The sequence below is a fragment of the Burkholderia ubonensis subsp. mesacidophila genome (genome assembly GCF_002097715.1).
Classification (GTDB): Bacteria; Pseudomonadota; Gammaproteobacteria; order Burkholderiales; family Burkholderiaceae; genus Burkholderia; species Burkholderia mesacidophila.
Genome location: NZ_CP020738.1, coordinates 1,401,617 through 1,426,961 on the forward strand (window position 1 = coordinate 1,401,617; position 25,345 = coordinate 1,426,961).

General features: G+C 67.6%; 23 protein-coding genes. 7 read left to right on the plus strand and 16 right to left on the minus strand.

Annotated elements, in window-relative coordinates; translation table 11 throughout:
- Positions 1-8 precede the first annotated feature (8 nt).
- From B7P44_RS23830 to B7P44_RS23865, 8 genes are read right to left on the minus strand one after another with little or no spacing between them, the layout of a single operon-like run.
- Positions 9-821: a PA3715 family protein gene (locus B7P44_RS23830; RefSeq protein ID WP_084908431.1), complete on the minus strand. Its 813-nt coding sequence runs from the start codon at positions 819-821 to the stop codon at positions 9-11.
- 57 nt (positions 822-878) lie between these two features.
- Entirely contained in the window at positions 879-1,943 is a 1,065-nt protein-coding gene (locus tag B7P44_RS23835) for a 2-aminoethylphosphonate aminotransferase (RefSeq protein WP_084908432.1), read from the minus strand.
- A complete protein-coding gene (gene aepY / locus B7P44_RS23840; protein ID WP_084908433.1) occupies positions 1,943-3,124 on the minus strand; it encodes a phosphonopyruvate decarboxylase in 1,182 nt (393 codons plus the stop codon). The genes B7P44_RS23835 and aepY overlap by 1 nt, the downstream gene beginning before the upstream one ends.
- Entirely contained in the window at positions 3,121-4,809 is a 1,689-nt protein-coding gene (gene aepX / locus B7P44_RS23845; protein ID WP_084908434.1) for a phosphoenolpyruvate mutase, read from the minus strand. The genes aepY and aepX overlap by 4 nt, the downstream gene beginning before the upstream one ends.
- The gene (locus B7P44_RS23850; protein WP_084908435.1) at positions 4,806-5,573 is read right to left on the minus strand and encodes a phosphocholine cytidylyltransferase family protein; all 768 of its coding nucleotides are present in this window, start codon (positions 5,571-5,573) and stop codon (positions 4,806-4,808) included. Before B7P44_RS23850 ends, aepX begins: the two co-directional genes overlap by 4 nt.
- Before the next feature lie 42 nt (positions 5,574-5,615).
- A complete protein-coding gene (locus B7P44_RS23855; RefSeq protein WP_084908436.1) occupies positions 5,616-6,617 on the minus strand; it encodes an HpnL family protein in 1,002 nt (333 codons plus the stop codon).
- The gene (locus B7P44_RS23860; protein WP_084908437.1) at positions 6,614-7,423 is read right to left on the minus strand and encodes a HalD/BesD family halogenase; all 810 of its coding nucleotides are present in this window, start codon (positions 7,421-7,423) and stop codon (positions 6,614-6,616) included. The genes B7P44_RS23855 and B7P44_RS23860 overlap by 4 nt, the downstream gene beginning before the upstream one ends.
- Complete coding sequence (locus tag B7P44_RS23865; RefSeq protein WP_084908438.1) at positions 7,420-8,100, minus strand: CDP-alcohol phosphatidyltransferase family protein; 681 nt, start codon at positions 8,098-8,100, stop codon at positions 7,420-7,422. Before B7P44_RS23865 ends, B7P44_RS23860 begins: the two co-directional genes overlap by 4 nt.
- A gap of 533 nt (positions 8,101-8,633) precedes the next feature.
- On the opposite strand from B7P44_RS23865, the gene B7P44_RS23870 reads away from it, so the two are divergent.
- Positions 8,634-10,148: a succinyl-CoA:acetate CoA-transferase ScpC gene (locus B7P44_RS23870; protein WP_084908439.1), complete on the plus strand. Its 1,515-nt coding sequence runs from the start codon at positions 8,634-8,636 to the stop codon at positions 10,146-10,148.
- A 66-nt stretch (positions 10,149-10,214) separates the two neighbouring features.
- On the opposite strand, the gene B7P44_RS23875 is transcribed toward B7P44_RS23870, so the two are convergent.
- The gene (locus B7P44_RS23875) at positions 10,215-10,715 is read right to left on the minus strand and encodes a DUF2938 domain-containing protein (protein ID WP_084908440.1); all 501 of its coding nucleotides are present in this window, start codon (positions 10,713-10,715) and stop codon (positions 10,215-10,217) included.
- Positions 10,716-10,858: 143 nt separating this feature from the next.
- Between B7P44_RS23875 and B7P44_RS23880 the strand changes: the two genes are divergently transcribed.
- Both B7P44_RS23880 and B7P44_RS23885 read left to right on the plus strand, forming a co-directional pair.
- Positions 10,859-11,293, plus strand: coding sequence for a helix-turn-helix domain-containing protein (locus B7P44_RS23880; protein WP_084908441.1), 435 nt, complete (start codon positions 10,859-10,861; stop codon positions 11,291-11,293).
- Positions 11,294-11,313: 20 nt separating this feature from the next.
- Positions 11,314-11,928 (plus strand): HAD family hydrolase, encoded by a 615-nt coding sequence (locus B7P44_RS23885; RefSeq protein ID WP_084908442.1) that lies wholly within the window; start codon positions 11,314-11,316, stop codon positions 11,926-11,928.
- A 236-nt stretch (positions 11,929-12,164) separates the two neighbouring features.
- Here the strand turns inward: B7P44_RS23885 and B7P44_RS23890 are convergent, their stop codons facing one another.
- Positions 12,165-14,135, minus strand: coding sequence for an ATP-dependent nuclease (locus B7P44_RS23890; protein ID WP_084908443.1), 1,971 nt, complete (start codon positions 14,133-14,135; stop codon positions 12,165-12,167).
- 900 nt (positions 14,136-15,035) lie between these two features.
- Positions 15,036-15,917, minus strand: coding sequence for a helix-hairpin-helix domain-containing protein (locus B7P44_RS23895; protein ID WP_084908444.1), 882 nt, complete (start codon positions 15,915-15,917; stop codon positions 15,036-15,038).
- Between the two features lie 209 nt (positions 15,918-16,126).
- On the opposite strand from B7P44_RS23895, the gene B7P44_RS23900 reads away from it, so the two are divergent.
- The 4 genes from B7P44_RS23900 (at position 16,127) to B7P44_RS23915 (ending at position 18,927) form a co-directional block, all read left to right on the plus strand.
- Positions 16,127-16,327 (plus strand): DUF2905 domain-containing protein, encoded by a 201-nt coding sequence (locus tag B7P44_RS23900; RefSeq protein ID WP_084908445.1) that lies wholly within the window; start codon positions 16,127-16,129, stop codon positions 16,325-16,327.
- A complete protein-coding gene (locus B7P44_RS23905; RefSeq protein WP_084908446.1) occupies positions 16,324-17,460 on the plus strand; it encodes a CapA family protein in 1,137 nt (378 codons plus the stop codon). Before B7P44_RS23900 ends, B7P44_RS23905 begins: the two co-directional genes overlap by 4 nt.
- A gap of 153 nt (positions 17,461-17,613) precedes the next feature.
- Positions 17,614-18,045 carry a hypothetical protein gene (locus B7P44_RS23910; protein WP_084908447.1) on the plus strand — a complete coding sequence of 144 codons (432 nt, stop codon included), beginning with the start codon at positions 17,614-17,616 and terminating at the stop codon, positions 18,043-18,045.
- Positions 18,046-18,111: 66 nt separating this feature from the next.
- A complete protein-coding gene (locus tag B7P44_RS23915) occupies positions 18,112-18,927 on the plus strand; it encodes an SH3 domain-containing protein (RefSeq protein WP_084908448.1) in 816 nt (271 codons plus the stop codon).
- Between the two features lie 132 nt (positions 18,928-19,059).
- Here B7P44_RS23915 and B7P44_RS23920 read toward each other — a convergent pair whose 3' ends face one another.
- The 5 genes from B7P44_RS23920 to B7P44_RS23940 all read right to left on the minus strand — a co-directional run bounded on the left by B7P44_RS23920 (position 19,060) and on the right by B7P44_RS23940 (position 25,301).
- The gene (locus B7P44_RS23920) at positions 19,060-19,593 is read right to left on the minus strand and encodes a cytochrome b (RefSeq protein WP_084908449.1); all 534 of its coding nucleotides are present in this window, start codon (positions 19,591-19,593) and stop codon (positions 19,060-19,062) included.
- Between the two features lie 301 nt (positions 19,594-19,894).
- Entirely contained in the window at positions 19,895-20,914 is a 1,020-nt protein-coding gene (locus tag B7P44_RS23925) for an Ldh family oxidoreductase (protein ID WP_084908450.1), read from the minus strand.
- Positions 20,907-22,502 carry an aldehyde dehydrogenase (NADP(+)) gene (locus B7P44_RS23930; RefSeq protein WP_084908451.1) on the minus strand — a complete coding sequence of 532 codons (1,596 nt, stop codon included), beginning with the start codon at positions 22,500-22,502 and terminating at the stop codon, positions 20,907-20,909. The genes B7P44_RS23925 and B7P44_RS23930 overlap by 8 nt, the downstream gene beginning before the upstream one ends.
- 65 nt (positions 22,503-22,567) lie before the next feature.
- Positions 22,568-24,193 carry an APC family permease gene (locus B7P44_RS23935; RefSeq protein WP_084908452.1) on the minus strand — a complete coding sequence of 542 codons (1,626 nt, stop codon included), beginning with the start codon at positions 24,191-24,193 and terminating at the stop codon, positions 22,568-22,570.
- A 187-nt stretch (positions 24,194-24,380) separates the two neighbouring features.
- Entirely contained in the window at positions 24,381-25,301 is a 921-nt protein-coding gene (locus B7P44_RS23940) for a dihydrodipicolinate synthase family protein (RefSeq protein ID WP_069259696.1), read from the minus strand.
- Positions 25,302-25,345 lie beyond the last annotated feature (44 nt).

Sequence of the window (25,345 nt, forward strand, 5' to 3'; positions counted from 1 at the left end):
TCGCCGCATCATTGCATCGCGGAGCGCGGATACCAGAAGTTCCGGAACATATCGATCCCGTACGACGTGCCGTCGTAGCGGACGATCGTGCGCGCGGTCCGCTTGCCCGTGTCCGAGTATGCGTTGTCCTTGCGCTGCGTTTTCGTGATGCGGGCGGTGAGAGACAGGTCCGCGAAGCCGTGGCTCGAGGTCTTCTCGACGGCGATCGTCAGGTGCGCGGATTCACTGCGCGCGTCGCCGATGCCGGGTCCGCACGCCGTGCCTTCGACACTGACCCAGCCGTAGAGGTTGGTGCCGAACACCGGGCGGATGCGGTTGCCTTCGCGTATCCACAGGGTCAGTTCGTGTTCGGCGTCGGCGTCGGGGCAGCTTGCACCGCGGGCACTGCTCGTGAAGACGATGCCGAACGCGCGAACGTCGGGCGACAGCCGGTACGGCGCGGTATCGATGCGATAGCTGTCCGGGCCGACTTCCGTGGCTGCATCTTCCTCGATGATCGAGCGCTCGGCCGCAACCACCTTGCCGCTCTCGACAAGCGCGACGACCTGCAGCTTGTTGCTGTCGTCCGGGTTCTTGCCCTTCGGCAGCGAATCGAACGCGGCGGCCGCGATCGTCGTGCCCGGCGCGTTCGGCATGACCTTGCAGGCCGAAGCGACGACGAGCCCGTTCGTTGCGCGTGCGGCGATGCGCGAGTCGGCGATGCCGGCCCAGCGGGCGATGGCGGCGATCGTGCCGTCGCTGCAAGGCTGATCGTCGGCGGCATGGGCGAGGGGAGCGGCGGCAAGCGCCAGCAACGGGGCAAAGCGAACGAGCGTCGTCATGGTCCTGGCTGAAAAAAGGCCCTTGCGGGCCTTAGTGCGACGAAGGGTGCGCGGACGTCAGCGCGTGAGCGCCGTGAACCCGTCCAGCAGCCGCTCGACGTCGGCCGCTTCGATCGCGCCCATCGTCGAGATGCGGAACAGTTCCTTCGACAGCCCGCCTTGCCCCGCGTAGATCACGAAGCCGCGCGTCTTCAGCCCGTCGTGCAGCTGTTCGTACGTCACGCCCTTTGGCAGACGGTACGCGCGCAGCACGACCGACGACGCGCCCTCGGGCAGCACGAGCGGCATCCCGCGCGCGGCGAGGCCCGCTTGCGCCTGGTCGGCGAGCGCCTTGTAGCGTGCATGGCGCGCGCGCCAGCCGCCGGCTTCGTCGAATTCGCGCAGCGCCTCGACGAGCGCGTAGTACGCGTGCACCGACGGCGTGAACGGCGTGTTGCGCTGGTCCTGCAGCTTCGCGAGGCGGCCGAGGTCGAGGTAGTACGTGCGGCTCGCGGCTTGCGCGAGCGCGCTGCGGCGCACGATCACGAACGCCGCGCCCGGCACGCCGTGCAGGCACTTGTTCGCGGTCGCGGCGACCGCATCGATGTCGCCGCCCGCAAAATCGATCGCCTCCGCGCCGAAGCTGCTGACGCCGTCGACGAGCAGCTTCACGCCGCGTGCGCGGCACACGTCGGCGATCGCGCCGAGGTCGTTCAGGCGGCCGGTCGTCGTTTCGTGATGGATCACGGCGACGTGCGAGAAGCCGCCCGCGTCGAGCCGCGCGGCGATCTGCGCGAGGTCGGGCGCCTGCATCCATTCGTGCTTCAGCACATCGTGCGCGATCCCGTACTGCGTCGCGATCTGCGCGATCCGCTCGCCGTACACGCCGTTCTCGATCACGAGCAGCTTGCCGCCCTGCGGGACGAGCGCCGCGATCATGCTTTCGACGGCGGCGGTGCCCGAGCCCGTCATCAGCACGGCGGCCCATTCGGCCGGATCGAGCTCGTACGCCGCGACGAGACGCGCGCGCGCCTCGTCCTGCAGGTCGAAGAACTCGCTTTCGCGATGGCACAGGTCGGGTTGCAGCAGGCTGCGGCGCACGCGTTCGGTCAGCGTTACCGGGCCGGGGTTCAGCAGCAGCATCAATGGGCTCCTTCAGCGTGGGCTTCGGTCTGTGCGGCGCCGATGTGCCGCATCAGGCGGGTCTTGACCTCGACCGGCGTGACGGTCGGGCGGGGCAGCCCGTCGGGCACGCCGGTGCGGATCGCGATGCGCACGAACTGCGCGCCGTCCGCGCGCGCGTCCAGCGCCGCGTCCAGCACGTCGAGCGTGTCGCCTTCGGACGCCGACGCGTAGCCGCACGCGGCGGCGACGCCGGCGAACGACACGTGCTGCGATACGGTGGCCTGGCCGCCCGTCGATTCGTGCGCGCCGTTGTCGAGCAGCACGTGCGTGAGGTTCGCGGGGCCGTAGGCGCCGAGCGTCGCGAACGCGCCCATGCGCATCAGCGCGGCGCCGTCGCCGTCGACCGCGACGACCTTCAGGTCGGGCCGCGCGAGCGCGAGGCCGAGCGCGAGCGGCGTCACGCAGCCCATCGAGCCGACCATGTACAGCTGGTTCGGGCGATCGTCGATTGCATACAGCTCGCGGCCGCAGAAGCCGGTCGACGCGAGCACGACGGTCGAATCGACCGGCGTGTGCGCGATCACGCGCTGCAGCGCGTCGTGGCGGGTCGGCAGCGTATCGGCCGATGCCGCCTGCGACGACGACTGGGCGGCGACGTGCGCGCGCGGCGTCGCCGCCGGGTTCGCCTTCAGCTCATACGGCGCGACGCTGCCTTTCTGCATCACGAGCGCGTACGGGCGGCCGGTCGCGTCCATGTGCGCGATCGCGCGGTCGAGCGCCGGGCCGACCGCGTCGGGATCGGTCGGGAAGGTCTCCCACGGGATCTCCATCGTGTCGAGCATCGCGGGCGTGATCGGCCCCATCAGCGCGTGCTGCGGCTCGTCGGGCACGCCCGGCTGGCCGCGCCACGTGACGATCAGCAGCTGCGGCAGGCGGAACGTCCACGTGAGCGACGTGAGCGGGCTCACCGCGTTGCCGAGCCCCGAGTTCTGCATCATCGCGATCCCGCGCTTGCCGCCGAGCGTGGCTCCTGCGATCAGCGCGACCGCGTCGCCTTCGTTCGCGGCCGACAGGTAGTGCAGCGTCGGGTCCTGCAGCACGTAGTTGATGAACGGCGTCAGGTACGAGCAGGGCACACCCGCGTACCAGTCGAAGCCGCGTTCGCGCGCGGCCTCGACGAACTGGGCCGCATCGATCATTGCGCGCCTCCGTTGCCCGCGCCCGGCTCGGACAGCGGCGTCTGGCCGTGCGCGAAATCGCCCGCGCGGCGGAAGTCTTCCAGGTCGTTGACGCCGCGCCAGTGGCCGTGCACGTACTGCACCTCGATCTTCTCGCCGGCGGCGATCAGCTCGTTGAGGAGCGAGGGGATGTCGAGCGTGTCGAAATCGTCGCGCGCCTGCAGGGTCGCGAGCATCGCCTTCAGGCGCTCGACGCCCGCGCCGCGCACGTTCAGCAGGCCGATCCAGCGGCCGTGCGGCGTGCCTTCGGCGACATCGCTCGACACGCGCTGCAGATAGGTCTTCTGGCCGAACAGGCCGCGGTCGTCGGCGGCCGAGCAGAGCGCGAAGTCGCGCACGCTCTGGTTCGACGGCTGCGTCAGCGACGAATCGACGACGACGCTGAACTCGGCCTCGCTCTCCGCGAGGTCGCGCAGGATGTAGCTGCGGAACAGCAGGTCGCCGTACGAGATCACGGTGTCGCCGGTCAGGCGCCCGGCCGCGCACGCGAGCGACGCGAGCTCGCCCGTCTGCGCATGACGCTCGTTGACGACGACCTTGATGCCCGACGTGTCGATCGCGTCGGCGCGGTAGCCGCCGACCACGGTGATGTCGTTCACGCCGTGCTTCTTGAAGCCGTCGACGAGCCAGCGCAGGAGCGGCTTGCCGGCGACCGGCAGCATGACCTTCGGCTTGTCTTCGGTGACGGCTTCCAGCCCCTTGCCGCGGCTCGCGGCGAGCACGATCGCGGCGTTCGACGCGCGCGACGACGACGACAGGTAAATGCGCTCGGCCGCCGAGTATTCGTCGGCGTCCTGCAGGCGGAAGATCTCGTTGACCGACGCGACGCGGTCCTCGACGTTGATCAGCGTTTCGTTCTCGTGGATCTCGCGCGCGACGGCCTGCATCGCGGACGCCGATGCGCGGATCAGATGGTTCGCCCAGATCACGGTGCTGATGCCGGCCTGGCGGAACACGTCGGTCGGCGTGCTGTAGTACTTGGTCGGCACGATCACGAGCGGCGCCTTGCCGCTCCATTCGCGCGCGAACTGCAGGATCTCGTCCGGGCGCGACAGCTTGCTGTGGATCAGGATCGCGTCCGCGCCGGCTTCCGCATACGCGTTCGCGCGGCGCAGCGCCTCGTCCATCCCCCAGCCGGCGATCAGCGCCTCGACGCGCGCGACGATCGAGAAGTCGGGGTCGCTCTGCGAATCCTTGCCGGCCTTGATCTTGCCGCAGAACTCGTCGATCTCGGCGAGCGGCTGGCGCTCGCCGTCGATGAAGCTGTTGGTCTTCGGGAACTGCTTGTCCTCGATGCACACGCCCGCGATGCCGCGCTGCTCGAGCTTCCTCACGAGGCGGCGCACGTTGTTGAAGTTGCCGTAGCCGGTGTCGCCGTCGAGCAGGATCGGCAGGTCGCTCGCGTCGGCCATGAACTCGAGCACGTCGACGACCTGGGTCCAGCTCGCCTCGTTGTTGTCGCGCACGCCGAACTGCGCGGAGATCGCGAGGCCGGACGCCCAGATCCCCTTGAAGCCGGCCTCGCGGACGATCCGCGCGGACAGGCCGTTGTGCGCTTCCATCAGGAATTCGAGGTCGCTGCTGACGAGCATGCGGCGCAGGCGGGCGCTGCGCGATTCGGTGAAATTGGGTTCGCGTGCGTTCATCGTGTAGCTCCGGCGGTAGTGCGTTGAATCAGGGGGAGGATGTCCTGCGTGGCGCGCGCGACATCGTTCGGGAAGTCGATCTCGATCCACGGCGCGCCCGTCACGTCGGCGACGTCGAACGAATGGCCGCCTTCGAGCAGCAGGTCGCGCACGGCTTCCTCGTGCGGCATGTTCGCGCGGCCGCTGTCGACGTAGCCCGCGACGATCGCCGCGAGGCGGCGCGCGGTGTGTTCGGTGAAGCGGAAGAAGCCGACCGATTCGCCGATCGTGTCGTAGTCGAGGTCGACGGCGAGCTGCTTGCGCAGCTCGACCGGCACGCCGTTCTTCAGGCACAGCTTGACGGGCTCGTCGCCCGCTTCGAAATCGCGGTCGATCAGCAGGCGGTCGACCGGCTGGTCGGGGTTGGCCACGAGCGCGTGCAGGATGTTTTCGTCGTACAGCACGTCGGCGTCCATCAGCAGCACGTCGCCGCCGCGCGTCATCGCGTCGGCGGCCGTATGCACGGTCAGCACGCTGCCGAGATCGTAGCGCTCGTTCAGCACGATTTCCGCGCGGCGGCCGAGGCGCTTCAGTTCTTCCTCGACCTTGCCGGACTGGAAGCCCAGCGCCAGCACGATCTCGTCGACGCCGGCGGCGTCGAGCACGCGCAAGTGGCGCTCGAGCAGCGAGGCGTCGTCGAAGCGCAGCAGACACTTCGGGAATTGCGCTTCGGGAGGTTGCTGCAGGCGCAAGCCGAGGCCTGCCGCAAGAATGATGGCTCGCATGTGTTCTCCAACCAAAAAATCGACTGAACGATCCTGGATCGATCAGTCGGCGAGGGGCTGCGGCGCACGGCGCCGCTGCCAGTTTCTTTCACTGAAATGCAGATAGAGCAGGCCGGGCAGGCCGAGCGCGAGTTCGCGCGCGCGCTTCGCGAGCGACAGCGCGAGCGCCGCGTCGGGCGGCAGGCCGACGAGCGGCGCGAGCAGCAGGTAGCCGCCTTCCTGCGCGCCGAGCGAGCCCGGGATCGCGAAGGCGGCGCCGCGGATCGCCTGGCCGACGCTTTCGAGCAGCAGCGCGTCGAGCCAGCTCACCGGATGCCCGAGGAAATGCAGCGCGAGCCACACTTCCGCGGTGCCGACGATCCAGCCGACGAAACTCAGCGCGAAGGTCGACGCCACCTTGCGGCGCTCGCCGTACAGCGTGCCGACCGCCGCGTCGATCGCGTCCGCGCGGGTCGCGAGCGACGACCAGTCGCGCGGGCCGAGCAGCTTCGATGCGACGCGCAGGCCGCGGCCGAACAGCCCGCGCCGCTGCGCGGCATAGAACAGCAGCGCGCAGCCGCCGAGCACGCCGGTCGCGATCAGCGCCGGCGTGCGCAGGTGCGCGACCGATTCGTGGGTCGCGACCATGCTGAACGCGGCGATGCCGACGAGCGCGAACGCCATCTGCGCGAGCGCCTGCATCGTCGTGCTGACGGTGATCGCCGCGGCGGCATCCGCCATCCGCGTGCCGCGCTGCGCGAGGTAGCGCACCATCAGCACGGGGCCGCCGATCTGCCCGGCGGGCAGCAGGCTGTTGACCGATTCGCCGACCCAGCGCGCGCGCAGCGCGTTGCCGAGCTCGGCGCCGGGCTCGCCCTTGCGGAACATCACCGCGATCGCCGCCGCATCGATCACGAGCGGCACGACGTGGAACGCCGCGACGAGCGCGAGCCCCCAGCCGGCCGCAAGGAACGTCGACGCGACCGCGCCGACGCCCTGCCACGCGAGCAGGGCGACGAACAGGGCCGTCCCGAGGGACAGCAGGATCATGCCGGCGCGTGTCATGACCCGGTCGTGCGTCGCGTCGCCAGCTGCTTGAACACTTGGCGGAACCCGAAGTACGCGATCGCGTCCTTCATGTTCGAGATGAAGCGCTTCCACGGCCGCATGCCGGGGTCGGTGACGTATTCGAACGTGAGCGACACGCGCATCTCGTTCTGGCCGAGCGGCGTGACGCGATGGCGCAGCTTGTCGCCGTCGAACAGCACGATGCCGCCGTCGGCGATCTGCACCGTGCCCGGCTCGTCGGGCACGTCCGGGTTGCGCGTATGCAGCTCGTAGTCGAGGCGGCACGAAGAGTCGTCGATCACGCCGATCAGCAGCGTGTAGCGGCGGCCGTCGTAGTACGACGTGTCGTAGTGCCAGCCGATGTGGTCGCCCGGCTTCGTGTAGTAATACAGCGCGTATGCGTGCGGATCGTCGTCCGGCGACAGCAGCAGCGTGTCGCCTGTGAGCTTCTCGAGGAAGCCGATCAGCGCCTTCGAGCGGTACAGCTCGGCAATGTACGGCGCCTTCGCGTCGATCGTGTGGCGGCTCACGCTGCCGCCTTGCTTGTGGCCGGGCAGGTAATTGCGGTTGAGGTCGGCCGTGAGCGTGCGCGCGGCGTCCGCGAGCTTCGCGTGCGCGTCGGGCGGCAGGAACGTGTCGAGATACAGGAACGACCCCTGGCGCGTGTAGTCGTCGCGCAGGCGGCCGACGTCGAGCCGGCCGACGCAGTCGGCCACGGTGCGGTCTGGCGTGGCCGCCGCTGCGCGCACGGGCGCGGGGCGTGCCGGGTTCAGCACGGAGTCGTCGCGTGTGCTGGGAGTCATTTGCTTGCCTGGATTTCGGTTGGGTTCTGCGGCAGGGCGCCGCGACGGACGATGCGCCACCAGTCGATCACGACCCAGGCGGCGAACAGCGGCGCGCCGATCGACGCCGCCAGCAGGAACGGTTCGACGCCATTGACGAGCGTCACGAGCGGCAGCAGGTAGAGAACGTCCTCGGTCTCGAAGCCGCCTGCGAACGCCTGCTTGGTGCCGGCCTTGCCGGCGAACGATTCGATCCGCATCCGCAGATAGAAGATCAGCGCGACCGCCGCGCCGGCCGCCGCGCCGAGCAGCACCGGCGACGCGGCCATCTGGCCGCCTTGGGCGACGATGCCGACGCCCATGCTGACGAACAGTGCGATCGTGACGAGCGCGTCCGCCGCGAGGTCGTAGAAATGCCCGATCTTGCTCGACTTGCCGCTGATGCGCGCGAGTTCGCCGTCGGTGTGGTCGACGAAGTTCGACAGCACGATCAGGAACGCGCCGATATTGCTCCAGCCGTAGCCGCCTTGGGCAAGGGCCCAGGCGCCGGCAAGGCCGATCAGCAGGCGGACAGTGGTGAGGTGATTCGGGGTAACGGGGGTGTCGACGAGCGGCCGGACGAGGGCGCGCGCGAGCCGCGCATCCCACGTGCGGGGTAGCGGTGGCTCGGAACGTTTGGCGGTTTTTCTTTGGTCCATCGGCGAAATATATACGGATTTGTAAGTTGTTGCTTTTTTCCGCTCAATCTCCTGACATTTTCCGGTGTTACCGGCCATATCGGAAGGGACCGTGCGCACGAAGCGTGCGCGACTGGCACACATATGGTGCATGCGGGGCCGTTCCGGTCCGTTCGCGCCGACGCGGCGCGTTACGTTCAAGTGTCGTCGTCGCCGCCCGCATGTGCAAGGCGCGCCGTCGACGAACCGGGAGCGGGGCGGCGGTGCATGCCGCCGCCGGTTTGACGCGGATCAAGCCGGCCGCGCGCGCATCGGGCGACAATCCGGCGCGGCCGTGGCGCGCGCGCCGCCTGTCACAGAACGGCCGTTCGATATCCGGCAATTTCCGAAAGGGTCTTTTGCATCCGGCGAACATTTCGCGCATGCGGCCTCTGCGATACTCCGGTCGTACCTGTGGTGCCGGCCGCCGACTGCGGCCCCAAGGGTTCCACGCCGCTCAGGAGACACCCCCCGCGGCGTCAACGACAGACCAAAACGCGTTCGTTCAAACTGCCATGTCTTCATCACGCATCCTCGCTCCCGCCCTGCGTTCGCTCGTCCGCACCGCCGACGAAGCCGCCGCCCTGATCCGTCCCGGCATGACCGTCGCCATGAGCGGCTTCACCGGCTCGGGCTACCCGAAGGCCGTGCCGGCCGCGCTCGCCGCGCACATCGAGGCGGCGCACGCGCGCGGCGAGGAATTCCGCATCAACGTGCTGACGGGCGCATCGACCGCGCCCGAGCTCGACGGCGCGCTCGCCCGCACCAACGGCATCTCGATGCGCCTGCCGTACCAGTCCGACCCGACGCTGCGCGACAAGATCAACGCCGGCGAAGTCGAATACCAGGACGTCCACCTGAGCCACGTCGCGCAATACGCGTGGTTCGGGCTGTACGGCGATCTCGACGTCGCGATCGTCGAGGTCGCGGGCATCCGCGAGGACGGGCTGCTGATTCCGTCCGCGTCGGTCGGCAACAACAAGACCTGGCTCGACCGCGCGAAGCACGTGATCCTCGAGGTCAACACGCGCCAGCCGCTCGGCCTCGACGGGATGCACGACATCTATTACGGCACCGCGTTGCCGCCGCACCGCAAGCCGATCCCGCTGACGAAGAGCGACGACCGCATCGGCGAGCCGTACCTGCGCTGCCCGGCCGAGAAGATCGTCGCGATCGTCGAGACCGACGCGGCGGACCGCAGCAACGCATTCTCCGCGCCGGACGAGACGTCGAAGCAGATCGCGGGGCAACTGATCGATTTCCTGCGCCACGAAGTGAAGCGCGGCCGGCTGCCGGAGAACCTGCTGCCGCTGCAGTCGGGCGTCGGCAACATCACGAACGCGGTGCTGGCGGAACTGAGCACGGCCGGGTTCTCGAACCTGACCGCGTACACCGAGGTGATCCAGGACGGCATGCTCGACCTGCTCGCGGACGGCACGCTGAGCTTCGCGTCGGCCACCGCGCTGTCGCTGAGCCCGGACGCGGTCAAGCGCTTCGCCGACGAGATCGCGACGTTCCGCGAGAAGATCCTGCTGCGCCCGCAGGAGATCAGCAACCATCCGGAGCTCGTGCGCCGCCTCGGCTGCATCGCGATGAACGGGATGATCGAGGCCGACATCTACGGCAACGTGAATTCGACGCACGTGATGGGCACGAAGATCCAGAACGGCATCGGCGGCTCGGGCGACTTCGCGCGCAACGGCTACCTGTCGTGCTTCATGTCGGCGAGCACCGCGAAGGGCGGCGCGATCTCGCGGATCGTGCCGATGGCGAGCCACGTCGACCACACCGAGCACGACGTCGCGGTGGTCGTCACCGAGCAGGGCCTCGCGGACCTGCGCGGGCTGTCGCCGAAGCAGCGCGCGCGCAAGATCATCTCGACCTGCGCGCACCCGGACTTCCGGCCGATGCTCGAGGACTACTTCGAGCGCGCGTGCCGCGAGAGCTTCGGCAAGCAGACGCCGCACCTGCTCGGCGAGGCGCTGTCATGGCACGAGCGGTTCGTGCGGACCGGGTCGATGAAGGGCTGACCTCGGCGGACCGGCGCGGGCGAGCTTCGCCGCGCCGTTTTTTGCGGGCCGCGGCCGCGTGCCGCGTCACGGCATGAGCGCAAGCACCCCGTGTGCGGCGAGGTACAGGCCCAGCCCGTAGGACAGATGCGTGACGAGGCTGCGGCGGCGCGCGACGCTCGGCTGCGGCGTGCGCGCCGCGGCGATGCCGAAGCCGAATGCCGGCTGCATCATGAAGAAGGGCGCGGCCACGCTCCCGATGCCCGCGGCGAGCGCGGGCAGCAGCGTCGGCGCGCTGATCCATTGCGTTCCCGCGATCGCGACCGGCAGCCCGGCGAACGCGATGCCGATCGCGTAGTGCGCGAGCCAGCCGAGCGGCCGTTCGTGCCGCACCGGCGACGCGGCGACGATCGACGCATGCCGGAACCGGCCGGCCGCCATGTGGCCGAGCCAGCGGCCGACCAGCGCGTAGTCGAGCGACGGAATGCCGAACGCGCGCCGCCGGAACAGCGCCCAGAGATCCATCATGAGTGTGCCGCCCGCGCCGATCAGCAGCAGGCGGAGCAGGATGTCGGCTGTCTGGTTCATCGTCCGCCTCCGATGTTCGCGGGCAGGCGGGGGGCGGACGCGTCGGCGTGACGCGGGGTTCGGATCGGTTTCATTGCAATTCCGGCTTGTTTCAATGGGTGCGAGCAGCTATCTTGCAGCTTCAAGTTCACTTGAGGTCAAGCATGGGCCGTCTGGATATTGCCGACGTTGCGCGTCATGCGGGCTTGCCCGCGTCGACGCTGCGCTATTACGAGGAAAAGGGGTTGATCGCGTCGAACGGGCGGCGCGGGTTGCGGCGGCAGTACGATCAGGCCGTGCTGCAGCGGCTTGCGCTGATCGCGCTCGGCCGCGAGGCCGGGTTCTCGCTCGACGAGATCGGCGCGATGTTCGGCGCGGGCGGCGAGCCCGACATCGACCGCGCGAAGCTCGACGCGAAAGCCGACGAGCTGGATCGCACGATCCGCCGGCTCAGCGCGGTGCGCGATGTGCTGCGGCACGCGGCGGCCTGTCCGGCGCCGAGCCATCTGGAATGCCAGAGTTTCCAGAAGCTGCTGCGCATCGTGGAGCACCGGGGCGGTACGCGGCGCGTGAAGCAGGCTGGTACGGCCGGCGCGTGAATCCAGCCTGAGGAGGCGCGATGAGCGTGCCGATCGCGTGGGTGTTGTTCGATATGGAGGGCGTGCTGACGCACTACGATCGCGCGGCGCGGGTTGCGCGCCTGTCGGCGCTCACGGGCCGGCCCCCGGAGGCCGTGCGCTACGCGATCTGGGAGTCCGGCCTCGAAGCGCGCGCGGACGCCGGCGAGATCACGCCGGATGCTTATCTGGATGAGCTCGGCGACCTGCTGAATTGCCGCGTCAGCCGCGATGCGTGGCTCGATGCACGTCGTGCGTCGATTACGCCGAACCCAGATACGCTCGCGCTGGCGGAGCAGGTTGGCGAGCGGTGCCTGATCGCGGTGCTCACGAACAACTGCCGGCTTGTTACCGATCATCTCGATTACCTGAATCCGCCAGTCGCGCGGCTGTTTGGTGCGCATGTGTACCCGTCAGCGTCGTTCGGCGCGGCCAAGCCGGCTAAGCGCGCGTATCTCGGCTGCGTTGGGTTGCTTGGCGCGCGGCCGGATGCGACGCTGTTCATCGACGATACCGATGCGAATGTCGCGGGGGCGGTCGATGCCGGCCTGCTCGGCTATCGCTTTGTCGATGCGGTGTCGCTCGGGGACGAACTGCGGCGGCATGGATTGATTTAGCTTCTTTGTTGATTTTCGTGGATGTCGCTTACCCTCTGCGGATATTCGAGTCCGCCCGAACTGAACGGTAGCTCCCAAGGTATAACAGCCGTTCGCGTCGCACGTTGGTTGACAGATGGTTCGCAATTGCGGAGGTTCTCGGGCCCATGATTTCGCATGGTTGAGAGTGGCCTTATCTCACATCATCAGCGTCGGAGTGGCTGCGCGCATTCTGTGCGCGAGAGGTGGGCATGTTTCTACTTAGGTTTTGTTGTCCCAGTTGGGGCAATTCGAAGCTCTCTGGCTATGGATGAGATCATTTCGACAATTTTCTGAAGGATCGGAAACTCGATACCTACTGCGCGTGCTTCTTGGAGAAACATTGCCATTACCTCTGAGTTTTTGAGGGCCTTATTTGGGTAATCATATCCATATTGAGCGGAACATTTGTCACGCAGCGATTCATAGTGCTCCCCCGCAACCCCTTGCAGGTACGTCTCAAGATTGTCCTCAAAAACGGCGCAACCTCGATTTATCCCCGTGGCAGGGAAATCGGTTGCAGCAGCCGCCCCCAGTTGCAGAAGAGTTCTGTTCGTAGTCGCCCCTTTATTCTTTGGCTTGTCGCCATCGAATATGAAGTAGGTTGGGATGCCGAACCCTTGAAAGGCGACGACTGCTCGGTCGATGTTGTTCTTGCCGCTGACCGGAACGACCACAATACCCAGTTCATCCCATTTCTGGTCCATGGCCGTTTGCATCGCCCATAGTGCGGCCACATCCGAATCTCCTTCAACGACCACGGCAACGTCAGCAAACAGCCCCTCGTTCACGATTGAGTTCAGCACAGGCGCGGCGCGTGCGGCGAACGTATCGGCAGTAAAATCCTCCGGCGGCCGACCGGTTACTTCTGCGAGACGCTGAGCAGCTTGATGCCGCGTGAAACTCGTGAAAGTTGTCACATGCGGTTCATTGGCGTCGGTCGACGCTGCTTTGCGGCACATGCGCACCTCATCGAAGTGTTCGACAGCGACAAAGTAGGGCGAATGCGTGACACACACTACCTGAATACCGGGAAGCGCTGCATCAGTGTCGCGTCGAGCTAGGTCGCGAAGAACCTTCGCCAAGTATCGGCTGCGGGCGGGATGCAGATATAACTCGGGTTCTTCAATCGCTAGTATTAGATCGGGAAGCCGCAGCGGTTCCTGTGGCGCGGCTGCGCCTGTGTCGTTGGCCGCGACGGGATCTGGCTGAGTCATGGAGAGCTGTTCTAGCAGGGCGAGGATCAGTGCGCGCTGCAGTCCGTGCCCGTTGTACCGAACCGGCACTTTAAAGTTGTCCTCGGAAACTGTCACGACTGCATCCGGTAACGGGATCGTTGGCGGCTTTAGTTCTGCAAAGTCAATCAGCAGTTCCGCGCCTGGTGCATAGCGCTTGAGCCGGTCGGTAACCAAAGTACCCAGCTCGGCCAGTTCGGGAAGGTTCTCCTTGCCATAGAGCTGACGTGCCTTCGCATCGAATTCTTGCTTGAATTCCTGGAAATCTTGGCGGCTACTAATACGGCGCGTAACGATGAGGTCGAGCAGTTGCATGATCGCGCCGCGTTTTTCCATTTCGGTAGCTGCGTCTCTGACGGCAGGCACGAGTACGAACTTCGTGAACTTGTCGAGCTTGCCGCCCCCGACATTGCGCGGTCCAAAAAACTGGGTCTCACACTCGATTGGCTCGGTGAGCTCGGGATGTGCGGCCTCATATTCTTCCATCACACGATCTACGTCATCCCCTTTAGTCGGAAGATCGGGAAAGCCCGGAACAGCACCGCTTTCGATCAGCGTTTTCATTCCCGCACGCTTTTCTTTGGCTCCTAGCCTTCTCAACTCGGCAAAGCTGGGGATTTGGGCTAGTGTTCCAAAGTAGCGCGCGCCACCTTGATTGATAACTTTGGTCACTATCAGCTTGCCGCCATGAACATAACTACCGAATTCGGCAGCCTCGTCTGGCCGAAGACCACCGTAGGTGATTCGTATCCGGATGCTCGTGTCGGTCTGCTCGTGGTTGTAGTAATCGAGGCAGGAGTATTGAGCGCCAACGTTATAGAATGACTCCAGTGCGTACAGTACTGTCGATTTCCCGACACCATTTCGGCCTAGGAAGGTGCTAATTTCCCCGAAAGATACGTCCCCGTTCCTGATGGATCGAAAGTTGTTAATTTGCACCTTCTCGATAAACATGGTTCCCTAGCCCCTTTGTCAAAGATTGGGCAATTGATTGTATTGGTTCGTCGTTGTGACTTATGATAATCGGCCCCAGTCTCTGTGAATATTCCAATTGGTCCGCCACGTTACAAAGTCGGCGGGATCAAAAACATCATTTAGGCAGAATATGGACTGAATTTGATCTGCCCGAAGAGATTCCGTGTGAGGTCCGCTTGGGCTTGTAAAGTCCCAAAAATGATATCTGTCTATCCTAATGGCATCATTTGTTCTGGGGCCGAAATCCATTGGTGCTGAATCGCGAGTTACTGTCGTGCCGCTCTTCTGTGAATGGAAAGTCACGCGAAGCTTGTTCTTGCTGTGGATGGCTGAAATGAAAATATCATGCTGTGCGTGCTTCATTGTCGTGGCTCATTTTGCAATCGATGGGTAATTATTTGATGTGAATTGGTGAATTTCAATATCGAACTGGGGTGATTTATGTGGTGTATGCGAATAATTAAATGCGATTCGATGGTGTCGTTGTTGGTTTTGTGGATTTGGATCCTTGGCCGCAATACCGTTTGCCGGTGTTCACCGATCCTCGCTGAGTTCTTGCTGCCTACAAACTTACTGTAGGAGGAAAGCCCCGTTTTACGAGTCGCATTTACCCTTACATAGAGGATTGGAGGCAGGCTGATGCCCGCCGTATCGGCCATTTATAACCACGCAGAATCACGGTTTCGCGGACGTTCGTTCAGGCTAATGACTAGCCGGATCGAGGCTTGGCCTGATTGTCTGGTACACAGGAGAAGTTGATGTTCGAATGTCCATCCGCGAGCGATGGTCGATCGTCTATAGGTGGCCGAACGCCGACGCTCTACCCCGCATTCCCCGGTAAGCCTCGACGAACCTTAATTTAGGAACCATCACGCCACCTCACCCAGCGTAATACACCTCACACTCCCTTTCCCGCCCGCGCACGACCCGCTTGCCGGCCAGCACACCATGCGCTTCGGTGAACACCGTGCGCTCATGCTCCCTTAGCACGTCGTCATAGAAGTACATTGCGACCCAGTCGGCCGTGGTGCGGCCAGGCTCATGCGCGCGCCCGGTATGCATGAACAGCGCTGTGAAATGCCAGCCGCCTTTCGTGAGATGCAGCACGGGAAGCGGCGGCCGGGCGTCCGGTACCACGCGCTTCGGCGCGATGGCCGGCAGCGCACCGGCGGCAGCCCTTGCGCGATAGATACGATCGACATACAGAAGCAGTTCGACCGGCGGCTCCGCGCCGAGGCTGGTGTCGCGCGTCGAGCCGTGCCACCGCCGCCGGCGGCTCAGCACCTCGTCGAGCGCCGCGCGAATGCCCGCCGCGCGGCGCGGGCCGACGCCCGCCACGGTTTCGAGCCGGCCGGTGCGGGCGGCCGCCTCGAGATCCTCGAGCGTGCCGATGTGCAGCGCGTCGTGAATGCGCATCGCGAGTTCGCGGCCGATGCCGGGCACGGCCTCGAACGGCGACGCCGACACCGTGTCGCCGCGCAGCCGCTCCAGCTGCCGCCAGCGGCCGGCGAGCAGCAGCTCGGCGATCGCCTGCGCAATGCCCGTGCCGATCCGCGGCAGCGCGTCGAGCGCATCGACCCCGCCGGCGTTGAAGAGAGTCCGGACATCCTGCCCGAGACCGTCGATCGTGTCCGCCGCCGCGCGGTATGCGCCGGCCCGGTACGCGTTCGCCCCCTGGTCGGCCAGGCGCTCGGCCGCCTCGCGCAGGCAACTGGCGATCTTCCGGTTTTCCTCGTCATTGCGGCTGTCGGTCGTCTGCATGGGCGATCAAGCGCGTTGGGTGCAAACGGAGGGGGCGCGTCGCGCCGTGTCCGGGACCATTCACGATTGTCCGGAACACAAAATGCGAAAAGTTGATGCGCGTCAATGGCAAACGTTGCACAGGCGCGCAGCCGGCGCGCGGACGTGATCCCCCGGTCCGGCCGCGCGGCGTTACGCTATGCGAAAGGATTCAACGCAGGAGGGCTGCGATGCAACGAACGCTTCTGATCTGCGGATTGCTGCTGGTCGCCGCGAGCCTTGGCTGGCGCTGGCTCGCGCGGCTTCCGCTCGGCCGCCTGCCGGGCGACTTCCACATCGTGCGCGACGGGTTCAGCCTCTACGTTCCGCTGGCGACGTGCGCGGTGCTGTCGGTCGCGCTGACGGTGCTGGTCTGGCTGCTGCGGCGATGAGCGCGGCGCGCGACGCGCGGCCCGCAGGCTGCGCGCGCCTGTTCCTGTGCGGCGACGTGATGACGGGGCGCGGGATCGACCAGATCCTGCCGCATCCGGGCGATCCGCGCCTGTTCGAGCCGGTATGCGGCTCCGCGCGCGACTACGTGCGGCTCGCCGAGCAGGCGAACGGCCGGCTGCCGTCCGCACGCGACGACGCGTATCCGTGGGGCGACGCGCTCGGCGTGCTGGATCGCGTGCAGCCGGACGCGCGGATCGTCAATCTCGAGACGGCCGTCACGGCCAGCGACGACCGCTGGCCCGGCAAGACGGTGCTGTACCGGATGCATCCGGACAATGTCGGCTGCCTGCTGCGCGCGCGTCTCGACTGCTGCGTGCTCGCGAACAACCACACGCTGGACTGGGGGCGCGCGGGCCTCGACGACACGCTCGCAACGCTCGTGCGCGCGGGGATCCGTCCGGTCGGCGCGGGGCGCGACGCGGCGGAGGCGGCCGCGCCGGCTGTCGTCGAATGCGCAGGCGGCGTGCGGGTGCGCATCGGCGCGTTCGCGTCGCCGAGCGCTGGCGTGCCCGACGCGTGGGCCGCGCGCAGCGGGCACGCGGGCGTCAACCTGCTGCCGGACCTGTCGCCCGAGCGCGCGGAGGCGATCGGGCGCGGCCTCGCTCAAGCCCGCCGCGCGGCCGGCGACGTGAACGTCGTGTCGCTGCATTGGGGTGGCAACTGGGGATACGCGGCGAGCGCCGACGAGCGCGGGTTCGCGCACCGGCTGATCGATACGGGTGGCGTCGACATCGTGTACGGCCATTCGTCGCATCACGTGCGCGGGATCGAACGCTATCGCGGCCGCTTGATCCTCTACGGCTGCGGCGATTTCCTGAACGACTACGAAGGCATCGCCGGCTACCGCGCGTTCCGGCCGGACCTCGCGCTGATGTACTTCCCGCTGGTCGACACGGCAAGCGGCGCGCTGTGCGACCTGTTCATGGCGCCGATGCAGATCCGGCAACTGAGCGTGCGTCGCGCGCCGGACGAGGGTGTCGCGTGGCTCGCCGACACGCTCGAACGGGAAAGCGCCGTGTTCGGCACGCACGTGTGCGCGGATGCGACCGGCATGCTGACGCTGCGGGACTGACGCCGGCCGGAGCGCGCTTCGGCGGCGCGGGCCGGCTCGCCGGCGCATGAAACAAACAGTAACTGATCATACGTACCGAAATGTGCGGGAGACGTAAGCTAGAAGCGTGGGCGCGCGCGGGATTGCGTCGCGCCGATTCTGCCGGAGCGTGACATGAAACCGATTTCTGCGATCAGGCCCGCTGCCGTTGCGCTGGCTGCGCTGACGCTCGGCGGCTGCTACTACTCGAGTCCGTACGGCTATGCGCCGTACTACACGCCGTACTATGCACCGGCGACGGTGTCGCAGGCGCCCGCCACGCCGGACAGTGCAACCACGCCGCCGGACGTGTTGGCCACGACCGTGCCCGACGCCACCGTGCCGGTCTACCCGGCGCCGGTCTATGCACCGTATCCGTACCCGTATTACTACCCCGGCTGGTACGACTGCTGCTGGCCGCCGCTCGCGATCGGCTTCGGATTCAGCGGCCGATTTGGCGGCGGCCACTTCCATCATCACCACATGGGCGGCGGGCACTGGGGCGGCGGGCACTGGGGTGGCGGCCACTGGAACACCGGTCATTTCGGCGGCGGGCATGGGCGCTGAGCCGCGGGCGATGGCGGCGCGACATCCGGTGACGCGATGCGCGCCCGTGCGGTGCGGGAGAACGCTATGAGAAACACGATCGTCCGATGCCTGTGCATCGTCCTTTTCGGTCTGCTGGGCGTGCCGGGCGCGGCCGACGCGCAGACCGCGGCGTACACGAACGCACCGGCCAACCTGCGGGCAGGGCCGGCGCAGGACTATCCGCTCGTCGCCCAGCTTCCGGAGGGCACGCTGGTGTCCGTGATCGGCTGCATCAGCGATTACACGTGGTGCGACGTCGCCGTGCCGGGCTTGCGCGGGTGGATCTACGCGGGGCTGCTCGACTATTCGTACCAGGGCGGCGAGGTGCCGCTGCTCGATTACGGGGCCGAACTCGGCTTCCCGATCGTGGCGTTCGCGATCGTGCCGTACTGGGACAATTTCTATCGCGACCGGCCGTTCTTCCACGACCGCGACCGCTTCATGCACCATCGCGCCGAGCCGCGCATCGGCCCGGGCGGCGTCGGGCCGGGACGCGGTCATCCGCAGCTGAACGAGCCGCCGGCTGTCGTGATGCCGGGCGTGGGCGGGCGGCCGGCCGAGCACGGCGGGCGTGACACGCGGCCGTCGGCCACGCGCGGCGGCTGGACCGGCGGCATCCGCACGCCGGCTCCGGCGCCCATGCCGGCGCCTGCGCCGATGCCCGTGCCGCAAGGCGGCGGGAACATGCGCGCGCCGGGCCCGGCGGCCACCATGCATGCACCGGCGCCAGCCGTCGTGATGCCGCAGCAAGGTCATCAGGGTGGTGGCGGCGGCGGTGAACACGGCAGCTTCGGCGGCCGGCAAGGCGGCGGAGGTGGCGGTGGGGGCGGCGCACACGGCGGAGATTTCCGGCACGAGTGACCGGATCGGCGCCGTCGCCTGACCGGAGTGCGACGCAAAAAGAGCCCGGAAGCCCCGGGCTGAAAGCGGGCGATGCGTGCCGTCGACGGCGGACGCCGGCGGGCGCGACATCGCTTCGCGTGGATCCGCGTATCAGAGCATCCGTGCGAGCACGCCGTCCTTCATGACGAAGCGGTGTGCAAGCGCCGCGCACGCATGCAGGCCGACCAGGATGGCGAGCGCGGTTGCCCATGCGCTGTGCAGCTCGCCGATCGACGCGCCGAGCGAATGCGGCGCGGCGATCGCCGGCAACGGAATCGCGTTGCCGAGCCCGACATGCCAGGTGCGGCCGTTCGCGTTCAGCCAGCCGAGCACCGGCACCACGATCAGCGACGCGTAAAGCAGCTTGTGCGTGACGTTCGCCACGAACGCCAAGGCCGCAGGCTGCTCGACCGGCGCAATGGCCCTGCGCGCGCCGGACCACAGCAGGCGCGGCACCGCGACCAGCAGGAGCAACACGCCCAGATTCACGTGCAGCAGCACGAGCCCGAGCGGCGGCGTGATGCCGTGGACATCCGGCATGGTCCAGCCGATGGCGAACTGAGCGGCGACCAGCAGCACCATGCTCCAGTGGAACAGGCGCGTGAGCCGGTCGTGACGGACGGTCTGGCACGGGGTATCGGACATGGCGACTCCTTCGGGCGATTCGGTGGGGCGGCCGGCGCGGCACGCCGAAAGGGGCGCGGGGCCGCCGCTGAAGGGATCATCGTCGCGCGAGCCTTATGACAGCCTTAAGGTGCGCGAATGCGAAGCGGGGAAATACGCGGGCAGGAAGAGGGAGAGCACAGACGCCGGGGGAAGCGATGTACGCAACGGCAGGCGGGACCGGTGTTTGCCGAACGTCCGTCGTCACGTCCCGCGATCGCATGCATGGGCAAGTACCGCATCGTCCGCACGCATTGCGCCCGCGGACGATGCGTGTCGCGCATCAATCGAGCAGCGCGAGGATTTCCTCGTAAAGCGGCCGCGGAATTCGCACGCCGTTCGCCGCGCTGCGCGCGCGGGCGTCGAAGCGCCGCTGCGACGGCAGCCGCGCGCCCTGCGCGACGATCGATTCGAGCATCCGTTCGCCGCGCGCGAGCCCCGCGTCGAGATCGTCGCCGAGGAACACCTTCGGATCGAACGCGATCACGAGCTCGCCATGACACGGCGTCGCGCCGACGCCCTCGTCGAACGCCATCGACTCCTGGCTCGTCAGGTCGCCGATCAGCGCGCCGCCGAGCAGCTCGACCATCGCTGCGAGCGCCGAGCCCTTGTGACCGCCGAACGTGCGCATCGCGCCCTGCAGCGCGGCTTTCGGGTCGGTGGTCGGCTGCCCGTCGGCGTCGATCGCCCAGTGCGGCGGAATCGGCTTGCCTTGCTTCGCGTGCAGCTCGATGTCGCCGCGCGCGATCGCGCTCGTCGCGAAATCGAACACGAACGGCAGGCCGCCCGGCCGCGGCCACGCGAACGCGATCGGATTGGTGCCGAACACGGGCTGGTTGCCGCCTTCCGGCGCGACCCAGCTATGGCTCGGATTCATCGCGATGCCGACGAGGCCTTCGGCCGCGATTGCCTCGACCTCGGGCCACAGCGCGGAGAAGTGATAGCAGTGGTTGATCGCCATCGCCGCGATGCCGTGCTGCTTCGCCATTTCAACCAGCACCGGCAGGCCCGTCTCGAAGCTCAGCAGCGAGAAGCCGCGATGCGCGTCGACGGCGACGATCGACGACGACAGCCGGCGCAGCGTCGGCACGGCCTGCGGATCGACCTTGCCCTTCTTCAGCGAGCGCACGCAGACGAGCAGCCGGTACACGCCGTGCGAATGGCACTCGTCGCGCTGGCCTTGCGTGATCACGTTCGCGATCGCGCGCGCATGCGCGTCGGACATCCCGTGGCGGGTCAGCACGCGCAGCGCGAGCGCGTGCACGTCGTCGAGCGACAGGACGACTTCGTTCGCGTCAGACATCGCGCGCCTCCTTCGGCAGCACCACGACGCCGTCGATGCGCTGCGCGACGTGCAGCGGATTGCCGTCGCGCAGCGCCGCCGGCAGCAGCGCGGCCGGCACGTCCTGATACGACACCGGCCGCAGGAAGCGTTCGATCGCGCGCGCGCCGACCGACGTCGTGCGCGTGTCGGACGTCGCCGGGAACGGGCCGCCGTGCACCATCGCATGCCCGACTTCGACGCCGGTGCCGAAGCCGTTGACGAGGATGCGGCCGGCCTTGCGCTCGAGCGTCGGCAGCAGCTTCGCGAACAGCGGTGCGTCGCCGTCGGCGAGATGCGCGGCGATCGTGAGCTGGCCATCGAGCGACTTCAGCACGCGGTGCAGCGTGTCGGCGTCCAGGCAGCGGACGATCAGCGACGCGGGGCCGAACACTTCGTCGCGCAGCTCGGGCCGCGCGATGAACGCATCCGCCGACGTCGCGAACAGCGCGGCGCGCGCCTGGTAGCGGTCGCCTTCGACGCCTTCGGCGAGCGTGTCGACCGCGTCGTGCGCGCGCAGCGCCGCAATGCCGTCGCAGTAGCTCGCGTGGATGTGCGGCGTCAGCATCGTCTGTGCCGCGGCCGCGCGCGCCGCGGCCGCCGCGGCTGCCTCGAACGCGCGCAGCGCGGGCCCGTCGACGCCGAGCACGAGACCCGGGTTCGTGCAGAACTGGCCGGCGCCGAGCGTCAGCGACGCGACGAACTGCTGCGCGATCGCGTCGTGCCGCGCGGCGAGCGCGTCGGGCAGCAGCAGCACCGGATTGATCGAGCTCATTTCCGCATAGACGGGGATCGGCTCGTCGCGCTTGGCCGCGATGTGCATCAGCGCGACGCCACCGCGACGCGAGCCGGTGAAGCCGACCGCCTTGATGCGCGGATCGGCGACGAGCGCCTGGCCGATCTCGCGCGACGCGTCGAACAGCAGCGAGAACACGCCGGCCGGCAAGCCGCATTCGCGCACCGCCTGCTGGATCGCGCGGCCGACGAGCTCCGACGTGCCCGGATGCGCGGAATGCGCCTTGACGATCACCGGGCAGCCGGCCGCGAGCGCCGACGCCGTGTCGCCGCCCGCCACCGAAAACGCGAGCGGGAAGTTCGACGCGCCGAACACGGCAACCGGCCCGATCGCGACGTTGCGCAGCCGCAGGTCGACGCGCGGCAGCGGCTTGCGATCGGGGCGGGCGGGATCGATGCGCGCGTCGAGGAAGGCGCCGTCGCGCACGACCGACGCGAACAGCGCGAGCTGGCCGACCGTGCGGCCGCGCTCGCCTTCGACGCGTGCGCGCGGCAGCCCGGATTCGGCGGCGCAGCGCTCGATCAGCGCGTCGCCGAGCGCCATGATGTTGCGGCCGATCGCGTCGAGAAACGCGGCGCGCGCTTCGAGGCTCGTCTCGCGATAGGTGTCGAACGCGTCGTCGGCGAGCGCGCAGGCCGTCTCCAGGTCGTGCAGGCTCGCGCCGCCGAACGCGGGTTCGAGCCGTTCGCCGGTTGCGGCGGCGATCGCGTGGAGGGTGCCGTTCTGCCCGTTGACGGCAGCGGAGCCGATCAAAAGCTGACCTGTGAGTTGCATGGTTCTCCTCGGAAAAAGTGCGGGCCGGGCGCACGGCCCGGCCGATGAAAAAAGGGAAGGGGGTATCAGCCTTCGTCGTCCTCGAGCTGCAGCTTCGCGGACGGCACGCCGGTATGCGCGCCCCAGTAATAGATGACGAGCGCGATCGCCGCGACGACGAGCGTGTCGTACGGATGCGCGAGCCGGCCCGTGCCGCCGAAGCCGCCGAAATACGACGCGACGATCATCGCCGCATAGAACGCGATCAGCCACGCGGACGAACGCACCTGCTCGGCGAGGCTCAGGTGCGCGGTCGGCACCCAGCGGCGGCACGCGAGGTAGATGACGAACATCACGATCTGCAGGCCGAGCAGCCAGGACACGGTGCTCCAGCCCGACCAGTAGACGATCAGCGCGGCGATCACGAACGACGCGGGGCCGGTGATGCCGAACGCGCTCGCGCGGAACGGCCGCGGCAGGTCGGGCGCGGTGCGGCGCAGTGCCGCGACCGACACGGGCGCGACCGCGTAGCTGAGCACCAGCGCGGCCGACACGATGTTGATCAGCGCTTCCCACGACGGGAACGGCAGCGTCCAGAAGATCGCGAGGCCGAAGGTCAGCCATAGGCCCGCGCGCGGAATGCCGGACGCCTCGTCGATGCGCGTGAACACCTTGAAGAAGGTGCCGGTCTTCGCCCAGCCGTAGACGACGCGCGGCGTCGCGTTCATGTAGATGTTGCCGCAGCCGCTCGGCGAGATCATCGCGTCGGCGACGACCATCACCGCGAGCCAGCCGACGCCGAGCGCGAGCGCGATGTCGCGGTACGGCAGCGAGAATGCCTTGCTGACGTCGTGCCAACCGGCGGCGAGCATGCCGGTCGGAATGCTGCCGATGAATGCGAGCTGCAGCAGCACGTAGATCAGCGTCGACAGCAGGATCGACAGGATCAGCGCGATCGGGATCGTGCGCTGCGGATTGCGCACCTCGCTCGCGACCGACACGATCGGCGTGAGCCCGAGGTACGCGAAGATGATGCCGCCCGCCGACACCGCCATCTCGATGCCCGGCATGCCGAACGGCGCGAAGCCGTGGAGCGTCAGGTTCGCGGGCTTGAAGAACGTGAACAGCACCGCGATCACCGCGAGCGGCACGATGAACTTGAAGAGGCTGATGATGTTGTTCGCCTTCGCGAACGTCTTCACGCTCGAATAGTTCAGGTAGAAGAAGAAACCGAGGAGCGCTGCCTGCACGAGCCAGCCGAGCGTCGTCGGGTCGCTCGACCCTTCGACCGTCAGGCCCGGAAACCACGCGGCCGCGTACTGGCGCGCGGCGACGACTTCGATCGCGATCAGGCTCGAAAAGGCGATCAGCGTGATGAAGCCCATCAGGTAGCCGAGCAGCGGGCCGTGCGAGAACACCGGGTAGCGGACCACGCCGCCCGCGCGCGGCAGCGCGGCGCCGAGCTCGCAGTAGACGATGCCGAGCAGCAGCACCGCGAAGCCGCCGAGCAGCCACGAGAAGATGCCGGCCGGGCCCGCGATCGTCGACACGTGACTCGCGGCGAACAGCCACCCCGACCCAAAAATGGCGCCGAGACCGATGAACGTGAGGTCGGTCAGCGACAGCTGTTTCTTGAACTTGCCGTGACCCGCGTCGGGGTGCGCGGAACGGGAAAGCGGCACGGACGGTTGTGCATTGCCTTGGCCTGGCATGGGCTTTGTCTCCTATGGGAATGTCGGCACAGGCGGAAATCGCGCCGCGCTCCGACGGAGCGGCGGCGCGCGCCTGCCGGCCGGCGGCGCCCGGTTCGATCGACCGGGGCGGGCCCGTGCGGGCCATGCCTGACCGGAGGCGGCGGCGCGGCGGGGAAAGCCGTTGCGCCGCCGCCGGGCAAGCCGGTCAGAGACCGACGTCGGGCAACGTCGGGCGCGTTTCGAGCGCCTTCGCGACGATCGCCTTCACTTCCGCGAGCGTGTCGCCCTGCAGCGCGAGACGCGGCGGGCGCGTGACCGCGCTGCCGCGGCCGACCAGCTCTTCGCACAGCTTGATGCACTGCACGAGGTCCGGGCGCGCGTCGAGGTGCAGCAGCGGCATGAACCAGCGATACAGCGCGAGCGCTTCGTCGAAACGCTTCTGCTTCGCGAGGCGGAACAGCGTCTCGCCTTCCTTCGGGAACGCGTTCGACATGCCCGACACCCAGCCTTCGGCGCCGACCGCGATGCTCTCGACCACCACGTCGTCGAGGCCCGCGAACAGCACGAAGCGGTCGCCGACCGCGTTGCGCAGGTCGATGAAGCGGCGCGTGTCGCCCGACGAATCCTTGAAGCAGACGATGTTCTCGCAGTCCTGCAGCGCGATCAGCACGTCCGGCGTCACGTCGTTCTTGTAGATCGGCGGGTTGTTGTAGACCATCACCGGCAGGTCGGTGCTCGTCGCGACCGCGCGGAAGTGCGCGGCGGTCTCGTGCGGCTTCGCCGAGTAGACGAGCGCGGGCATCACCATCACGCCGTCGACGCCGACGCGCTGCGCTTCGCGCACGGTGTTGCGCGCGAACTCGGTCGTGAACTCGGCGATGCCGGCGATCACCGGAATCTTGCCGCCGGCCGCGTCGCGCGCGGCCTCGATCACCTGGAGCTTTTCCGACGTCGACAGCGACGTGTTCTCGCCGACCGTGCCGCAGACCACGAGGCCCGACACGCCGTCGTTCACCAGGTTCTTCACCACGCGGTGCGTGGCGTCGATGTCGAGGGAAAAGTCCGGCTTGAACTGGGTGCTGACGGCCGGGAAAACCCCGGTCCACTGAATGGCGTTTCGGCTCACTGAAATCTCCTACGTTCGTATCGGTCGGCCGACAGGTGTCGGTG

Coding starts and splice junctions, on each gene's coding strand:
- B7P44_RS23830 (WP_084908431.1), bottom strand. CDS start 821: ATGACGACGCTCGTTCGCTTTGCCCCGTTGCTGGCGCTTGCCGCCGCT.
- B7P44_RS23835 (WP_084908432.1), bottom strand. CDS start 1,943: ATGCTGCTGCTGAACCCCGGCCCGGTAACGCTGACCGAACGCGTGCGC.
- aepY (WP_084908433.1), bottom strand. CDS start 3,124: ATGATCGATGCGGCCCAGTTCGTCGAGGCCGCGCGCGAACGCGGCTTC.
- aepX (WP_084908434.1), bottom strand. CDS start 4,809: ATGAACGCACGCGAACCCAATTTCACCGAATCGCGCAGCGCCCGCCTG.
- B7P44_RS23850 (WP_084908435.1), bottom strand. CDS start 5,573: ATGCGAGCCATCATTCTTGCGGCAGGCCTCGGCTTGCGCCTGCAGCAA.
- B7P44_RS23855 (WP_084908436.1), bottom strand. CDS start 6,617: ATGACACGCGCCGGCATGATCCTGCTGTCCCTCGGGACGGCCCTGTTC.
- B7P44_RS23860 (WP_084908437.1), bottom strand. CDS start 7,423: ATGACTCCCAGCACACGCGACGACTCCGTGCTGAACCCGGCACGCCCC.
- B7P44_RS23865 (WP_084908438.1), bottom strand. CDS start 8,100: ATGGACCAAAGAAAAACCGCCAAACGTTCCGAGCCACCGCTACCCCGC.
- B7P44_RS23870 (WP_084908439.1), top strand. CDS start 8,634: ATGTCTTCATCACGCATCCTCGCTCCCGCCCTGCGTTCGCTCGTCCGC.
- B7P44_RS23875 (WP_084908440.1), bottom strand. CDS start 10,715: ATGAACCAGACAGCCGACATCCTGCTCCGCCTGCTGCTGATCGGCGCG.
- B7P44_RS23880 (WP_084908441.1), top strand. CDS start 10,859: ATGGGCCGTCTGGATATTGCCGACGTTGCGCGTCATGCGGGCTTGCCC.
- B7P44_RS23885 (WP_084908442.1), top strand. CDS start 11,314: ATGAGCGTGCCGATCGCGTGGGTGTTGTTCGATATGGAGGGCGTGCTG.
- B7P44_RS23890 (WP_084908443.1), bottom strand. CDS start 14,135: ATGTTTATCGAGAAGGTGCAAATTAACAACTTTCGATCCATCAGGAAC.
- B7P44_RS23895 (WP_084908444.1), bottom strand. CDS start 15,917: ATGCAGACGACCGACAGCCGCAATGACGAGGAAAACCGGAAGATCGCC.
- B7P44_RS23900 (WP_084908445.1), top strand. CDS start 16,127: ATGCAACGAACGCTTCTGATCTGCGGATTGCTGCTGGTCGCCGCGAGC.
- B7P44_RS23905 (WP_084908446.1), top strand. CDS start 16,324: ATGAGCGCGGCGCGCGACGCGCGGCCCGCAGGCTGCGCGCGCCTGTTC.
- B7P44_RS23910 (WP_084908447.1), top strand. CDS start 17,614: ATGAAACCGATTTCTGCGATCAGGCCCGCTGCCGTTGCGCTGGCTGCG.
- B7P44_RS23915 (WP_084908448.1), top strand. CDS start 18,112: ATGAGAAACACGATCGTCCGATGCCTGTGCATCGTCCTTTTCGGTCTG.
- B7P44_RS23920 (WP_084908449.1), bottom strand. CDS start 19,593: ATGTCCGATACCCCGTGCCAGACCGTCCGTCACGACCGGCTCACGCGC.
- B7P44_RS23925 (WP_084908450.1), bottom strand. CDS start 20,914: ATGTCTGACGCGAACGAAGTCGTCCTGTCGCTCGACGACGTGCACGCG.
- B7P44_RS23930 (WP_084908451.1), bottom strand. CDS start 22,502: ATGCAACTCACAGGTCAGCTTTTGATCGGCTCCGCTGCCGTCAACGGG.
- B7P44_RS23935 (WP_084908452.1), bottom strand. CDS start 24,193: ATGCCAGGCCAAGGCAATGCACAACCGTCCGTGCCGCTTTCCCGTTCC.